Consider the following 14,038-nt stretch of genomic DNA (forward strand, 5'->3'; position numbering starts at 1 on the left):
GCGGTCAACAGTTCGATGAGAGGCAGCGAAACCGTCAGATCGTCAGCACGTAGACGATCTCGTAGCTTACAGGATCGATGATGATGATCCGCTCGTCGGAGAGAACGATGTACTCGTAATCGCGGTACTGCGGCACGATCTTGATCACCCGTGCGGGGAGCTTGTGCAGCTTCACAGTTCTTGGAACTGCGGTCCCTACCGACACGCTGAATGTCGGACGGACGGCTTCGACTTTGTTCTCGACAATGACATTTCGGATTTCGGTGCGCTGCTCAGTGGTAACGTTGATGCTCACGTTAGAGCCGTTTTTGTCTTCCTGTGCCGTCGCAGATGCCGCACCGGATACGTCACCGGTTTTCGAACCCGCATTGCCTGTGGTTTCAGTTGTTGTCACGGAAGGACGTGTCGCGTCCGTGCCTTTCGGGGTCTCAGTGGTGTTTGAAGTCTCCGATGACGTGGTGGCTCCAGCCTTCTTGTTCATTCCCGACGAGTTGGACTCGACCTTTGCCTTCCCGGCAGGCTGGGTCCCATCGGTGCTTCCTGCGCTCTCACCCCTTACATCTTTTTTCTGTGAAGCCGCCCCGGCGTTCATGGCTGGTTTCGCCTGAGTTTCCGTCCGAACAGCAGAGTTTGTGTCTGCTGCTGGCGTTTTTATCTCTGACTGACCAGTCACCTCCGCTTTTCCGCCTCCCTTTCCAACTTCAGCACCACCCTTGGTCTCAACAGAGACGTTTGGCGGGTTTTGCTTTTTTGGGAGTAGCGCGGGGTTGGTCTGGCTGTTCGCGTCCGGCGAAGCGTCCTGTGCCACCGCGCCAAATGGCGACAGGGTGGAACTTGCGACAAGTGCGGCCAGAATAGCCATTTTCGGGGTACGTGACATGTTTTCCTCCATCAATCGTTCAGGTTACCGGCTTAATTCATGATCCGAATGATCTTGCGGGTGCCGGGATCGACGATTGCTGTCTTTCCGTTGACGACGACGTAGCTATAGGCGACGTCTGGCGCATCGATCCTGTGCAGTTCCACCGTTTCTGGAACGGCAGTGCCAACCACGACATCGACGTTGGGCACATCCACCGAAGTGACCGTGTGCGCGGTTACGTATTTTTGGATGACCACTTCCTGTTCTGGGCTGATCACAACGGTCTGCGCGTGCAGAACGCTCGATGTGCCGATAACGATCATTGCAGCCGTCACAGCGAGGACTTGGGTTTTCATGTGTTTCCACCTTGGCAAGTGTTGCTCTTTGCCTGCGGTTGCAGGTGCCATTCCAAAGTAGATTGGGTGGGAAGCGTTCCGCGCTTGGGTACTCAGTCCGATCGCCATAGGACTTTGGTCGCAACGCTCTGATCAAGCGCCACCGCGACTAGGGCACAAAGTCCTACGTCCGGAACGGATGCAGGTCGAAAATATTGATGGGGTGTTGAAATTCTGTCCAAGGAGAACACCCATGCAGATGAAACAGCTTTCTTTCCTGGCCCTCGCAATGTTGGCCGCAGGCGCAGCACAGGCTCAGGAATCGACCGTTACCGGCGCGGCTGGCGGCGCGGTTACTGGCGCAATCGTCGGCGGCCCGGTCGGCGCGGCAGTTGGTGGCGTGGTGGGCGCTGTCGCAGGCACAGCTATCGATCCGCCGCCACCGCGTGTCGTTACCTATGTCCGTGAGGCCCCTATGCCAACCGACACGGTTGTCGTGCAAGAAAAGGTCGTTGTTGGCGAGCCGCTGCCTACAACGGTGGTCGTTCACCAGGTTCCGGATGAACCGAAATACTCTTATGCCATCGTCAATAAACAGAGAGTCATCGTTGAACCTTCCACGCGAAAAGTCGTGCAGGTTATCAACTGATGGCGAAGCCTGCCGGATTGTGACGTCCGGCAGGCTTTTTCATGATTCTTAAATAAGTCGTTTCGTATATGAAGTAGGTCTCCTCCACCCACGATCCTTCATCCAAATCATAAATTAATTTAATCTAAAGTTCGTCGAGATGAACCTCCACGGCAGAGTGATGACAGGTAGGCGAGTGACTATGTTAGGTGGCGAGATCGCCCGTCTTTCATCTAAGGCCTTAGGGTCTCTTTCGCTCGCCCAACAGTTCTTCCTCGCTGGCGGTCTCGTCTCGTTGTGCGGAACGGTGCTGATTGGCGTGTTCGTTACGGGTCAAATCGTTGAGACCGTAACGAGGAATGCAGGTTCGACCACGGCGCTGTACGTCGACAGCATCATTGCACCAATCCTACCCGATCTCACCCGATCGACGAAACTCGACGATTCCATCGAACGAACATTGGATGAAACACTCGGACAGGGGGCGTTGGGCAGACGCCTCGTTTCGTTTCGTCTGTGGACAGAAGATGGAACCATTATCTACTCCAACGACAAACGGCTAATGAACATGGTTGTGCCCCCTGGCGAGAACCGAAAGAAGGCGTTCGCCGGGCAACTTGTCGCACATTTCGACGAGGTCGGAGATCCCGAAAGCGATGCGGAACGAGCGCTCGGCGAACCGCTTCTGGAAATCTATAATCCGATCTTGCAGCCCTGGTCTGGAGAGGTGGTTGCCGTTGCCGAGTTTTATGAACGGGCCGTCGATCTTGAGAGAAGCCTGGCGCGAGCACGCTTGAGAAGCTGGATCGTGGTCATCGCCGTTGCCTCTGCCTTTTTCGCAATTCTTTCCACAATCGTGCTCAAAGGCAGCAGGATGATCAGGCGTCAGCTGAGCGAGATAGAGGATCTGGCGCGCCGCTTGCAAAAAGGATCACAGCGCTCGGTCGCCTTGAACGAGCGGCTGCTGCGCAAGATTGGTGCCGATCTCCACGATGGACCCGCGCAGCTCATCGCCTACGCAGCACTGCGGGTGGACAGCGAGAAGTTTCTTAGCGATCAGACGAGCCGGGCTGAACGGGAGTCTGAGACGATAACGATCAAGGCCAGCCTTGATGAAGCTATCCGGGATATTCGCAACATCTGTCGGGGCCTCGTCTTGCCAGATATAGAAAATTTGCCCATCGAAGACGTCGTAGGACGAGCGATTGAGCATTATCAATCCCGAGCTGGAACACGTGTAACGACCTCCATCGAAGATGTGGACGCGAAGGTCGGAGTGCCCGTCAAGATCTGTGCTTACCGCTTCGTTCAGGAAGGTCTGAACAACGGTTGGCGCCACGCGGCGGCGGCGGATCAGAGCGTGTCACTCAGACAGGAGGGCGCGCAGATCGTCGCTACCGTTTCAGACGCCGGTAGCGGCTTTTCACTCGACGAGATTGGACCGGACTGCATCGGATTGTCAGGCCTTAAAGAACGAATTGAGAGTCTCGGTGGTCGTTTCGAAGTTCGGACATCGTCGAAGGGAACGCACCTCAGCATGAGATTGGATACTATCGATGTGAGCGATCAATGACAGAAAACATCAAAGTCGTCATCGTTGATGATCACCCGATATTTCGCTCGGGTGTATCGCAGAGCTTGAAGGAATGTGGTTTCGACGTTCTGGGTGAAGGCGGGAATGCCGACGAGGCGTTGGCGCTAGCCGCCAAATTCACTCCGGACGTCATTCTTCTGGATATATCGATGCCCGGTAACGGGCTAGCCGCTATCAGGTCGATATTGAGCCTGTCTCCTTCTATCCGTATCCTCATTCTCACCGCATCTGAGCGCGTCGATGATCTTCAGATAGCGATCCAGTCTGGAGCAGCGGGATATGCTCTCAAAGGCGTCGGCTCCCGTGAATTGGTCCAGGTATTGCGGACCATTGCTGGCGGCGGACGTTACGTTCCCACCGAACTCGGTGCGAAATTGCTGGCCGAACGAAAGGCGGCATCGGAGCTCATCGAGCAGCGTCAGGAATTAAGCAACAGAGAACGGCAGGTGATGGATCTCATCTCTATCGGGATGAGCAACAAGCTCGTGGCACGGAAGTTAGGCCTTCATGAGAAAACCGTGAAGCATCACGTGACAAGGATTTTTGCAAAGTTACAGGTCAGCAATCGCACGGAAGCTGCACTGTTATGGAGAGATCGGACCTAGTCTGAATTGGTCGCTTGAAACCTTGAACGATCCTTCGCCGTTGCAGGACGATCTACGATGACCCGACCCTTATTGTCACGCATTGAATAGCGTCCTCTTCTTAAGGTCTCAGTGATTCCATTGGAGTGACGCACTTCAAGACCCTGCCCAGACTGCCGACCACCCGCTTCATTCCCATTTGAATTCTCGGCTCCATCAGCGTCCGATGCTCTGCCACCGCCATTGCTGTTGCTGTTGCCTTTGCCGCCTCCACTGCCGCTACCACCGCCGTTGCCGCTACCACCGCCGTTGCCGCTCCTGCCGCCGTTCCCGTTTCCGCCGCTATTGCCGCCACTGTTTCCGTTTCCATTGCCGCCACCGTTTCCTCCGCCGTTGCCGCCACCATTCCCACCACCGTTGCCCCCGCCATTCCCATTACCGGCACCGTTACCACCACCTCTACCTTGAGCGACAGCGGCCTGAATGCTGGCAATCTGCGAAACTTGCACAACAACCAACGACACCGCTCCTCGTCCAACCAAGGGTAGGGTCATGAAGTATTTAAGCACGTCTCTTTTCGTACGCACTTCGATCTCCGTGTCTCCAGATGGTATTAGAATCGGCGCGAACCAATCATCTCTACTGGTGAAGAGGCTGCCAGAGTTTCGTTTGGTTGAAAACTGCCTCAGGGTAGTCAAAGCAGAAGGTTGCGTGATGACTTTGGACCGGGTTTCGACTCCAAAAATTTGAAGATCGATTTCGGTTTCACAGATCGATCGACCATCTCACGAAAGCGGTAGCATTTAAAATCAAGGATCAATAGCAGCAGGCTGTATCGCTTTTCGATGACCATCGCCATGATTTTGGTGGCGCCTTTTCATTATCTTGTCGATCAAGGCTCTGTCTCCACCAAAGCGATCCATGACATCGGCTGCTCTCGATATGCTCAGAGAATATTTTTGTTGAAGTTGCTCCAATGTATAGGGTTCGGTCCGTCTGCTCTGATCCATCTCATTCTCCTCACGCTCTATAACGAGTATAGTCTGCAACACAGTTCTCGATCCGAACGCCGTGCTGGCAATAGCGCTCACATCGTCTAGATGCGAAAAAACCGCGACCTCTTGGTTTGTGTGGAAATCTCCGGGTTTTGAAATTTACCGGAGATCAGCTTCCGTCCGTTCAACACTTTTTATCCGGCGGTGGTTCATCGATTAGGACTTTGTGCCCGCATCGACTGTTGAACCCTTGCCCTATGGCCAGAAAACAAGGTGAGGCCACGCTGGATTGCCCAGATTTCAGCGTAACGATAAGGAACGACCGACTGGCTCCGCGGAGTTAGGAGCGCTTGATCGGCATTAAGCGCACACTTGATCGCAAGTGTCGAAGAGCAATGGGAGCAATGGCAGGAAAGCCGTTTGATCAGCTTTCAACGAATTGCACTGAGGTACCAGACACCGACATCTGTTCATCGATGCCCGATGTCGGAATGAGACAGATCTCCCCATCTCATCCTTGTTCTCAACAGAAAACCTGTGCTGACGCGGGCTCAAAGCCCAGATGCACCAGATCACCGCGGTTGAGGCCTGATATTGCCTCATGGCCGAATGGCAGGCGTACTGCGACCGGCTCCCCGAGATCGGTCCGGGTAACGACATGAACATTGTTGCCAAGAAAGGTGATATCGCTGACCGTGGCTTGAAAGCGGGTTGATGTCTGGGGTGGAGTGCGGCTGAGGTGCAGTCGTTCGGGTCGCAGCATCAGCGAGGCTTTTTTACCGGGCGCGGCCTCTCCATGCATCGGAACATCGCCGAAAACGATGTCCGGCCCAAGAGAAACCGTTGCGCGACCGCCAGATGCGGCAAGGAGATCGCAGGTGATGAAATCGCTGTCTCCGATGAATTCCGCGACGAAACGGGTGGCAGGATGGGCGTAGAGTTCCGGACCCGTTCCGATCTGGTCGATCACACCTTTTGAAAATACGGCGATCCGGTCGGACAAACGCAACGCTTCTTCCTGGTCATGGGTAACATAGAGGATCGTCACTTCCGTTTGCTGATGAATGCGGCGGATCTCAAACTGGATTTCTTCCCGGAGCTTCTTGTCGAGGGCAGACAGCGGCTCATCCATCAGGAGAACGGGCGGATCATAGGCAAGGGCGCGGGCCAGGGCCACACGCTGCTGCTGCCCGCCGGACATTTGTGCAGGTTTTCGGTCTTCGAAACCTTCAAGACGCACAAGCCGCAGCATCTCCTTCACCTTGGCGTCGATCTCTGCTTTGCCTTTACCGCGAACCTTCAGCGGAAAAGCGATGTTTTCGCCAACGGAGAGATGCGGGAAAAGGGTGTAGCGCTGAAACACCATGCCGATATTACGCTTATGCGACGGCGTTGACAGCAGGCTTTGGCCATTCAACAGAATGTCGCCATCCGTCGGCTGTTCGAAGCCCGCCAGGATGTAAAGCGTGGTGCTTTTTCCAGAACCGGACGGACCGAGAAAGGTCATGAATTCGCCCGGCTGCACATCGAGATTGACGTTTTGAACGGCAATAACGGGCCCGTATTGCTTGCGAATACCGCGAATTTGCAGGAGTGGCTGTGTCATGTTTTCAGTCCTTTTCGCACGGCGGCAACAAGCAGCATGAGAATGATGGTCACCGCGATGAGAAGTGTCGACGCAGCGGCAATCACCGGTGTCAAATCCTGGCGAAGCGTCGCCCAGATCTTCACCGGAAGTGTCTGCAAAGTGGGACTTGCCATGAAAATTGCCAGCACAACCTCATCCCAGGATGTGAGGAATGAAAAGATCGCCGCAGAAAACAGGCCATGGCTGATGGCAGGCAAGGTGACGCGGATTTTTGCCTGAAGTGGACTGGCGCCACATAGGACCGCCGCATCCTCGATCGACTTGTCAAAGCCTTCGAGCGCGCCGGTCAGCGCCAGAATGGAGAACGGCAGAGCCACGACAAGATGAGCAATGACGAAGCCCGCAGTGGTGCCAGCCAGTCCGAGCTTGAGGAAAAAGGCATAAAGCGCAACTGCAAGTACGACCACAGGCAGGATCATTGGCGTCATGAACAACGCACGCAACGTGGTGCGGCCAATGAAGCGTCCACGCACCAGACCGAAGGATGCGACAAGGCCGATCAGCACCGATAAGACCGTGACCATCGCGGCAATTCGCAAACTTGTCCAGGCCGCTTCCAGCCAGCGCGGGTCGGCAAAGAAATCTGCGTACCACTTCAGTGTCCAGCCGGGCGGTGGAAAAATCAGCCACTGCGACGAGCCGAAAGACAGTGCCGCTATGAAGATAATCGGCAGAATGAGGAAGGCGGCCGTTAGAAGCGTGATGAAGAGCAGCAGCCATTTCCAGACGCCAAGGCTGTTATAATTCAAAAGCATGTCAGCGCTCCCCTGCCCCGGCGGCGCCGAAGAACTTCAACTGTATCGCATAGAGGGCCAGAGTAACGACCAGCAGCACGAAAGCCGCCGCCCCGCCCATGCCCCAATTGACCAGCGATTGAACGAACTGGGCGATCAGTTCAGCGAGCATCATGTTCGCGGTTCCGCCGAGCAGCGCTGGCGTGACAAAGTAACCGAGCGACATGACGAAGACCATCAATGCACCAGCCATCATCCCAGGCGCCGCAAGCGGAATAAGAATGCGCGTCAGAGCCTGCCAACGGGTCGCGCCGCAGAGGGCCGCTGCCTGAAGGATGGCTGGGTCGATCTTGCGGATGACACCATAGAGCGGAATGATGATAAAGGGCAGCATGATATAGGTCATGCCGATCGTCACGCCGGTGAGGTTGTTAACCAACGCAAGCGGCTTGTCGATGATGCCGAGATTGATCAATGTCTTGTTGACGACACCTGTTCTCTGCAACAGCACCATCCAGGCATAGGTGCGCGCGAGAAGGTTGGTCCACATCGATAGCAGCAATATCGCGAAGATGATCGACGCCAGACGCGAGGGCATAATAGCCAACGCCCAGGCGACCGGAAAGCCGATAACCAGAGACACCACCGTCACCAGTGCCGAGACTGCAAAGGTGTTGAAGAATATCTTCAGATAGGTCGAACTACCGAGAAGGGCCGCATAATTTCCAAGACCGAAAACCGGTTCTGTAACGCTTCTGCTCAGAAGAATGACAACCGGGACGACGAAGAACAGAACAATCAGAAGCAACGCCGGCAGGGTGGCCACAAAGTTGCCGGGGCGGAAAGGCAGCCTGGAGCGCGCTTTCGGGCTGACTGCATCATTGGTGAGTGAAACCATGTCCGAACCTCCCGGAACTAGAAAAACGGCGCGGACGCCAAAAGCGCCCGCGTCACTGCTTCATTCGGCTTGGTTCACTTCGCCTGCCAGGCGTACCAGCGCTCGCCGATCTCATCGCGATGCTGCGCCCAGTAACCCATGTCGGCATTGACCTGGCTTGCGGTCTGCTGGTCCGGCAAAGTCTTGGCAACCGCCGGGTCCATGAGCTTGGCGGATGCGATATTGATCGGCGCATAGCCCGTTGCCGTCGCCATGTCCGCCTGCGGCTGCGCCGAGGTGGCGAATGCGATGAACTTCATCGCCGCATCCTTGTTTTTCGTTCCTTTTGGAACAACGAGCGAGTCCGCTGCGGTAATATTCTGCTCCCAGGACGTCTCGACCTTCACACCGCTTTTCTCAAGTGCGGTCATGCGGCCATTCCAGACACTCCCGAAAGGTGCTTCCGCAGACGCGATCAACTGCTGCGACTGCGCACCGCCCGACCACCAGACGATGTCGGACTTGATGGTGTCTAGCTTCTTGAACGCGCGGTCGAGATCGAGCGGGTAGAGCTTGTCGGCGGGCACGCCATCGGCCAGAAGTGCAGCCTCGATGACGCCGGGAGCGGACCATTTGTAGAAGGTACGCTTGCCCGGAAACTTCGTCGTATCGAAGAGATCGGCCCAGCTTTTTGGGCAGGCTTCAACCGCATCGACATTGCAACCGATGACGAAGGAATAATAGAAGCTGCCGACGGAGTAATCGGTGACGAAGCGGGGATCGAGCTTCGATTTGTCTATGACGCTGAAGTCTAGCTTTTCCAGTAGGCCTTTCGGTCCGGGTGGCCTGTGCCGCATAGTCACTCTCTACGTCCACCACGTCCCAAGTGACGCTATTCGCTTCGACCATGGCTTTCAGCTTGCCATAATCGGTGGGGCCATCCTGCACCACATTGATGCCGGTCGACGCCGTAAATTTATCGGCCCATGCCGCCTTCTGGGCGTCCTGCGTGGTGCCACCCCAGCTGGAGAACACCAGATCTTCCGCCTTGGCGGACGTTCCAAGGGCAAAAATAACTGCGCATGTCGTCAATACCAGTTTCGATTTCATGTTCCCTTACTCCGCTTTTGAGCTTGTTATTGGTATGCGTATCGTGATCGGCCGCGCCTCACTTCAAGGGCGAAAATGCGGCCGGTTTCATGATCTTGTTTTCAGCGACTTCGATGAGATCGCGGATTTTTGGCAGGAAGGCGAGCCAACGCGGATCGGCCATCAGCCGTGCGCGGCGCGCTTCGCGGTCGTCCAGACTGGAAAAGGCCCAGATATGGACGATCTCGTTGATCGGCCCGATTTCGGAGAAAAAGTATCCGATAAGTTCGCCAAGATGACTTTTCTGGATCTCGATACCCTCGTCTTCCACGACTTTGAGGTAGGCCGGAATTGCTCCGTTCTTCAGCCGGTAGGTGCGGATTTCGTAGAACATCGGCTTACCTCATCACGAATGGATCGGGGATAGGATCGTCGGACGTTCTCAGCCACACGGTTTTGGTGCGCGTATAATCAAGTGCAGCGGCAAGACCTCCTTCTCGGCCATCGCCGGAAAGGCCAAAGCCACCGAAGGGCGCGATCGGCGACACCGCCCGATAGGTATTGACCCAGACGATTCCGGCACGGATCGCCTTCATCAACCTGTGGGCGCGTGTCAGGTTCTGCGTGAAGACGCCGGACGCCAGGCCATAGACGGTGTCATTGGCAAGCAAGACCGCTTCTGCCTCCGTATCGAACGACATCACAGACAGTACAGGGCCAAAGAATTCTCTTTCCATGGAGGGCGAGCGGATGCCGTCACAATCCAGAATGGTCGGGCGGTAAAAGTAGCCATCCCCATCGATCGCCTCACCGCCGGTCACCACCTTCGCGCCCGCCTCAACAGACACCGAGACCAGCGAGACGATGTGTTTCCTCTGCCGCTCCGTTGCGAGCGGGCCGACTTCGGTGGCCATGTCCAGCGGTGAGCCGATGCGGATCGCCTCTGCCTTTGCCTTCAGGATATCGAGGAAACGATCCTTAATGCTGCGCTCGACGATCAGCCGGGAGCCCGCAACGCAGCTCTGGCCGGTGGCGGCAAAAATTCCTGCGACCTGCGCATTGGCGGCGCTTTCCAAATCAGCATCAGCAAAGACGAGGATAGGCGATTTGCCGCCGAGTTCCAGCGATGTGGACGCGAGGTTTTCCGCCGAATTGCGCACGATATGGCGCGCGGTTTCCGGTCCGCCGGTAAAGGCGATATGCGCCACCTTCGGATGCGTCGTCAGCGCGGTGCCGCAAGAGGCGCCGAAGCCGGTGACGATGTTGACAACGCCTGGGGGGAAACCCGCCTCATGCACCAGCCGTGCAAATTCCAGAAGCGGTGCAGGTCCGTCTTCCGATGCCTTAATGACGATGGTGCAACCCGCCGCAAGCGCCGGACCGATCTTGACCGCCGCAAGAAACAGCTGGCTGTTCCATGGCACGATTGCCGCCACGACCCCCACGGGCTCGCGCCTCAGCCAGACATCCATATCCGGTTTGTCGATCGGCAGATAGGCGCCTTCAATCTTGTCGGCAAGCCCGGCATAATAACGGTAATATTCCGCGACATATGCGATCTGCGCCGAGGTCTCTCGAATGATCTTGCCAGTGTCGCGCGTTTCGAGTTCGGCCAGCGTCTTCGCATTCTCGGCCACCAGATCGGCAAGCCGATACAAAAGCTTGCCGCGTTGCGTCGGGGTGAGTTTAGACCACACAGCGTCATCATAGAGCGCCCGGTGCGCAGCGTCGACTGCGCGTCCGACATCCGCCTCCCGGCTTTCCGGCATCTGCGCCCATCCGGCGCCAGTAGCGGGATCGACGCTTGCAAACTGTCCTTCGCCATCTTCGAACCGTCCGTCGATGTAACATTGGAAACGTTGCATCCGCTTACTCCTTGAAGGCTGGCATGACATCGGAAAGGAATCGTTCGAGGGATGCCTTTTTCCGCTCGAAGCTCATGCCGGTATCGATCCAGAACGAATATTCGTCATAGCCCATCGCCTCATAGGTCTTGATCCGGGCGATCACATCATCCGGATTGCCGATAACGTTGTTCGTGCGCATCACCTCGGCAGACAACATGGCGTTGCTCGCTATGTCTTCCGCTGGGATGCGCTCGATGAGGCCCTGGTGAACGGGCTTTTCGTTTTTGAACCAGGCGAAGAAGTAGTTGTAGTAGACACTCATCTCATGCGCGGCTCGCGCGATATCTGCCTCATCGGAGCCGACATAGGTATGGCGAAGCAGCATGATTTTCGGGCGTGGCTTTTCCGGGCTCTTGGCACAGGCGTCGTTGAAGCGGCCCATCAGGGTTTCGACCTCATCATCGCCCTGCCAAAGCGGGGTGACCTGCACATTGCAGTCGTTGGCAACGGCAAATTCATGGGAGTTTGGATCACGCGCCGCTACCCAGATCGGCGGGAACGGCTGCTGTAAGGGTTTGGGAGCCGATGTTGTAGCCGGGAATTTGTAGAACTCCCCATCATGGGCGTAGTCACCGGCCCATACGCCTTTAACCGCTGGGATGAGCTCACGCATACGCTGCCCCGCACCCCAGGCATCGAGGCCAGGAAGCAGTCGCTCATATTCAAAGGAATAGGCGCCGCGGGCAATGCCGATGTCGAGGCGACCGTCGCAGATGAGATCGGTCATCGCGGCTTCGCCGGCAAGCTTGATCGGATGCCAGAAGGGCGCGATCACCGTGCCGGTTCCCAGACGCGCGGTCTTGGTCCGGCGGGCGAGATCGGCAATCGTCACGAAGGGGTTGGGCGCAATGGTGAAATCCATGCCGTGATGCTCACCGGTCCAGATAGTATGCATCCCACCCCTGTCGGCGATCTCACAGAGCTGGACGAATTCCTCATAAAGGGTCTTGTGGTCCTGGGAGGCGTCGAGCCTTTCCATATGAACGAACAGCGAGAATTTCATGGACGGGCACCCTTGATCGAAACGGGATGAACCTTGCCTGCGGTTTCATTGCCGACATAAAGGCCGAAATTGCCGATGGAGCTTTCCAGTGCGAAGCGGTGGACGATGTCCGCAGTCGCACCGGATTCGAATATTGCCGAGGTCAGCGTGTCAGGCTCGAAGAAGCGCCCTTCGCGTGGGGCTCCATCGCCTTCAGCTAGAGCATGATAGACGATGTGCTGCCGGCCATCGGCTTTGTCTTCGTAAACCGAATAAAGAAAGCCAGTCCTGATCGATAAACCTGTGAGTTCCTCAAGCCGGTCGGTTAGCGCCGCCACCGGATCCCCACCGGCAACCACGCAAGCTGGAAGCGAAAGCCGATCTTCGCCCAGGAGATAAATCTCGCCATGCCGCTCCAGAACCGCCCCGACGGCGACCTCGCCCTCAGCCGCGGCAGACACGGCTTTCGCGGCCAGCATGGGGGTGAAGTAACCCCCGCGAGCATAGCCGAGGCCATTTCGCCCGCTGTTGTCGAAAGCCGAAATGCGGCCGAGCAAGATCACATGATCGCCCGCATCGATCACCTCCTGCATCGAACACTCGAACCAGGCCGAAACTTCGGTGAAGATCGGCGACCCATTCGGCGCGGCCTGCCAAGCCGCAGCGGCGAAGCGATCTTCAACCGGACGAGCGAAGGTGTTGGAGAGGTCCTTCTGGCCTTCGGAAAGAATGTTGACGGCAAAGGTCTTCGCCGCCGTCATCGTGGCGAAGTTGCGCGACGTGCGCGCAAGGCAGATCAGAAGCAGCGGCGGATCGAGCGAAACGGAGGTGAAGGAGTTTGCGGTAAAGCCAATCGGCTTACCGGCATCGTCCCGTGTCGTGACAATTGTGACCCCTGTTACAAAGGCGCCGAAAGCGTCGCGCAGGGCGCGTGGGTCAAGTGTTGGAACGGTCATTTCGCCTCCTCCTCGATAGCGAGCCATTCGGCCATCAATGCGTTCACAGTCTCCGGCGCGGTGAGGTTGACCATATGGCGATGGGTGTCCACGATGCGCGCGTAACCCCGTGGCGTAATCGCCGCCATCTGCTCCGCCATCAGCGGCGTCGAATTGGGATCGTCAGAGCCAGTGAGAAAAAGCGCGGGACATGCGACGGACGGCCAGCAACCCGCATAGGTCTCGTCTCCACCAGCAAAGGCATTGTAAGCGACCGCGTAGCCTTCGGGGTCGACCATATCCAGCCAGTTGCGTGTCAGTTCCCGCGCATGGATGCTCTTCGGGTCATTGCCGAACCAGCGCAAAAGTGGGCCTTGCTTGTCCACGCCGTTTGTCCGGATCGAGGCAGCACGCGCCAGAACGGAAGCCTTTGCCGCTGGATCGCGGCGATAGACACCATTCAGATAAGCCACCCGCATGACCCGGTCCCCGAAGGTTGCCGCGGCACCGCCAGAGATCAGAGCGCCCATGGAATGGCCCGCGACGTTGGCGCGCATAATCTTCAGGTCGTCCAGAAAGCGTCCGAACCAGCTGACGAACTCTTGGAGCGTGCTTCCCTCGGGAAGGCGCCCGCTGCCACCATGCCCCGGCATATCGACGGCGATCACGTGATGGCTCCGGGAGAGCGCCTCGATTTGTGGTTGCCAGGCTTCGAGACGCATTCCAACGCCATGAATGAGGATGAGGTCTTCGCCCTCCCCCGCTTCGAAGTAGGCAGCGCCGCCCGCGGTCGTCTTCCGTGGCAACGTCGGTGCCGTTGCCTTGTCAACATGGACTGCGGGTGAACTGAGAGCGTCCTGCATCAGTG

General features: G+C 56.9%; 15 protein-coding genes and 1 pseudogene. 3 read left to right on the plus strand and 13 right to left on the minus strand.

Going from position 1 to position 14,038, the window contains the following annotated elements:
• Window positions 1–34: 34 nt before the first annotated feature.
• Both QE408_RS00265 and QE408_RS00270 read right to left on the minus strand, forming a co-directional pair.
• Complete coding sequence (locus tag QE408_RS00265) at window positions 35–880, minus strand: DUF1236 domain-containing protein (protein ID WP_306927500.1); 846 nt, start codon at window positions 878–880, stop codon at window positions 35–37.
• 32 nt (window positions 881–912) lie between these two features.
• Window positions 913–1,218 carry a DUF1236 domain-containing protein gene (locus QE408_RS00270; protein WP_306927502.1) on the minus strand — a complete coding sequence of 102 codons (306 nt, stop codon included), beginning with the start codon at window positions 1,216–1,218 and terminating at the stop codon, window positions 913–915.
• Between the two features lie 232 nt (window positions 1,219–1,450).
• Between QE408_RS00270 and QE408_RS00275 the strand changes: the two genes are divergently transcribed.
• From QE408_RS00275 to QE408_RS00285, 3 genes are all read left to right on the plus strand, one after another.
• Window positions 1,451–1,846: a DUF1236 domain-containing protein gene (locus QE408_RS00275; protein ID WP_306927505.1), complete on the plus strand. Its 396-nt coding sequence runs from the start codon at window positions 1,451–1,453 to the stop codon at window positions 1,844–1,846.
• Window positions 1,847–2,027: 181 nt separating this feature from the next.
• Window positions 2,028–3,398: a sensor histidine kinase gene (locus QE408_RS00280; RefSeq protein ID WP_306927507.1), complete on the plus strand. Its 1,371-nt coding sequence runs from the start codon at window positions 2,028–2,030 to the stop codon at window positions 3,396–3,398.
• Window positions 3,395–4,024: a response regulator gene (locus QE408_RS00285; protein WP_306927509.1), complete on the plus strand. Its 630-nt coding sequence runs from the start codon at window positions 3,395–3,397 to the stop codon at window positions 4,022–4,024. Before QE408_RS00280 ends, QE408_RS00285 begins: the two co-directional genes overlap by 4 nt.
• On the opposite strand, the gene QE408_RS00290 is transcribed toward QE408_RS00285, so the two are convergent.
• The 11 genes and pseudogenes from QE408_RS00290 to QE408_RS00340 form a co-directional block, all read right to left on the minus strand.
• Window positions 4,021–4,557, minus strand: a complete 537-nt coding sequence (locus tag QE408_RS00290; protein ID WP_373465501.1) for a hypothetical protein — start codon at window positions 4,555–4,557, stop codon at window positions 4,021–4,023. The two genes, QE408_RS00285 and QE408_RS00290, sit on opposite strands and share 4 nt — an antisense overlap.
• 255 nt (window positions 4,558–4,812) lie before the next feature.
• Entirely contained in the window at window positions 4,813–5,013 is a 201-nt protein-coding gene (locus QE408_RS00295) for a hypothetical protein (protein ID WP_306927515.1), read from the minus strand.
• A 508-nt stretch (window positions 5,014–5,521) separates the two neighbouring features.
• Window positions 5,522–6,604 carry an ABC transporter ATP-binding protein gene (locus QE408_RS00300; RefSeq protein ID WP_306927517.1) on the minus strand — a complete coding sequence of 361 codons (1,083 nt, stop codon included), beginning with the start codon at window positions 6,602–6,604 and terminating at the stop codon, window positions 5,522–5,524.
• Complete coding sequence (locus tag QE408_RS00305) at window positions 6,601–7,401, minus strand: ABC transporter permease (RefSeq protein WP_306927519.1); 801 nt, start codon at window positions 7,399–7,401, stop codon at window positions 6,601–6,603. The genes QE408_RS00300 and QE408_RS00305 overlap by 4 nt, the downstream gene beginning before the upstream one ends.
• A 1-nt stretch (window position 7,402) precedes the next feature.
• Window positions 7,403–8,278, minus strand: a complete 876-nt coding sequence (locus QE408_RS00310; protein WP_306927521.1) for an ABC transporter permease — start codon at window positions 8,276–8,278, stop codon at window positions 7,403–7,405.
• 74 nt (window positions 8,279–8,352) lie between these two features.
• Window positions 8,353–9,367, minus strand: a pseudogene (locus tag QE408_RS00315) (polyamine ABC transporter substrate-binding protein).
• 58 nt (window positions 9,368–9,425) lie between these two features.
• Window positions 9,426–9,740: an NIPSNAP family protein gene (locus QE408_RS00320; RefSeq protein WP_306927522.1), complete on the minus strand. Its 315-nt coding sequence runs from the start codon at window positions 9,738–9,740 to the stop codon at window positions 9,426–9,428.
• Between the two features lie 4 nt (window positions 9,741–9,744).
• A complete protein-coding gene (locus QE408_RS00325; RefSeq protein WP_306927523.1) occupies window positions 9,745–11,211 on the minus strand; it encodes an aldehyde dehydrogenase in 1,467 nt (488 codons plus the stop codon).
• A 4-nt stretch (window positions 11,212–11,215) separates the two neighbouring features.
• Entirely contained in the window at window positions 11,216–12,256 is a 1,041-nt protein-coding gene (locus QE408_RS00330) for an LLM class flavin-dependent oxidoreductase (RefSeq protein ID WP_306927525.1), read from the minus strand.
• On the minus strand, window positions 12,253–13,191 hold the full coding sequence (locus tag QE408_RS00335) for a flavin reductase family protein (protein WP_306927526.1): 939 nt from the start codon (window positions 13,189–13,191) through the stop codon (window positions 12,253–12,255). The genes QE408_RS00330 and QE408_RS00335 overlap by 4 nt, the downstream gene beginning before the upstream one ends.
• Window positions 13,188–14,033: an alpha/beta fold hydrolase gene (locus QE408_RS00340; RefSeq protein WP_306927528.1), complete on the minus strand. Its 846-nt coding sequence runs from the start codon at window positions 14,031–14,033 to the stop codon at window positions 13,188–13,190. Before QE408_RS00340 ends, QE408_RS00335 begins: the two co-directional genes overlap by 4 nt.
• Window positions 14,034–14,038 lie beyond the last annotated feature (5 nt).

The organism is Agrobacterium larrymoorei (assembly GCF_030819275.1).
GTDB lineage: Bacteria > Pseudomonadota > Alphaproteobacteria > Rhizobiales > Rhizobiaceae > Agrobacterium > Agrobacterium larrymoorei_B.

Excerpts from the sequence above, each read along its gene's own strand:
- QE408_RS00290 (WP_373465501.1), bottom strand. The coding sequence starts at position 4,557 with ATGACCCTACCCTTGGTTGGACGAGGAGCGGTGTCGTTGGTTGTTGTG.
- QE408_RS00330 (WP_306927525.1), bottom strand. The coding sequence starts at position 12,256 with ATGAAATTCTCGCTGTTCGTTCATATGGAAAGGCTCGACGCCTCCCAG.
- QE408_RS00270 (WP_306927502.1), bottom strand. The coding sequence starts at position 1,218 with ATGAAAACCCAAGTCCTCGCTGTGACGGCTGCAATGATCGTTATCGGC.
- QE408_RS00310 (WP_306927521.1), bottom strand. The coding sequence starts at position 8,278 with ATGGTTTCACTCACCAATGATGCAGTCAGCCCGAAAGCGCGCTCCAGG.
- QE408_RS00325 (WP_306927523.1), bottom strand. The coding sequence starts at position 11,211 with ATGCAACGTTTCCAATGTTACATCGACGGACGGTTCGAAGATGGCGAA.
- QE408_RS00305 (WP_306927519.1), bottom strand. The coding sequence starts at position 7,401 with ATGCTTTTGAATTATAACAGCCTTGGCGTCTGGAAATGGCTGCTGCTC.
- QE408_RS00300 (WP_306927517.1), bottom strand. The coding sequence starts at position 6,604 with ATGACACAGCCACTCCTGCAAATTCGCGGTATTCGCAAGCAATACGGG.
- QE408_RS00280 (WP_306927507.1), top strand. The coding sequence starts at position 2,028 with ATGTTAGGTGGCGAGATCGCCCGTCTTTCATCTAAGGCCTTAGGGTCT.
- QE408_RS00295 (WP_306927515.1), bottom strand. The coding sequence starts at position 5,013 with ATGGATCAGAGCAGACGGACCGAACCCTATACATTGGAGCAACTTCAA.
- QE408_RS00285 (WP_306927509.1), top strand. The coding sequence starts at position 3,395 with ATGACAGAAAACATCAAAGTCGTCATCGTTGATGATCACCCGATATTT.
- QE408_RS00340 (WP_306927528.1), bottom strand. The coding sequence starts at position 14,033 with ATGCAGGACGCTCTCAGTTCACCCGCAGTCCATGTTGACAAGGCAACG.
- QE408_RS00320 (WP_306927522.1), bottom strand. The coding sequence starts at position 9,740 with ATGTTCTACGAAATCCGCACCTACCGGCTGAAGAACGGAGCAATTCCG.
- QE408_RS00275 (WP_306927505.1), top strand. The coding sequence starts at position 1,451 with ATGCAGATGAAACAGCTTTCTTTCCTGGCCCTCGCAATGTTGGCCGCA.
- QE408_RS00265 (WP_306927500.1), bottom strand. The coding sequence starts at position 880 with ATGTCACGTACCCCGAAAATGGCTATTCTGGCCGCACTTGTCGCAAGT.
- QE408_RS00335 (WP_306927526.1), bottom strand. The coding sequence starts at position 13,191 with ATGACCGTTCCAACACTTGACCCACGCGCCCTGCGCGACGCTTTCGGC.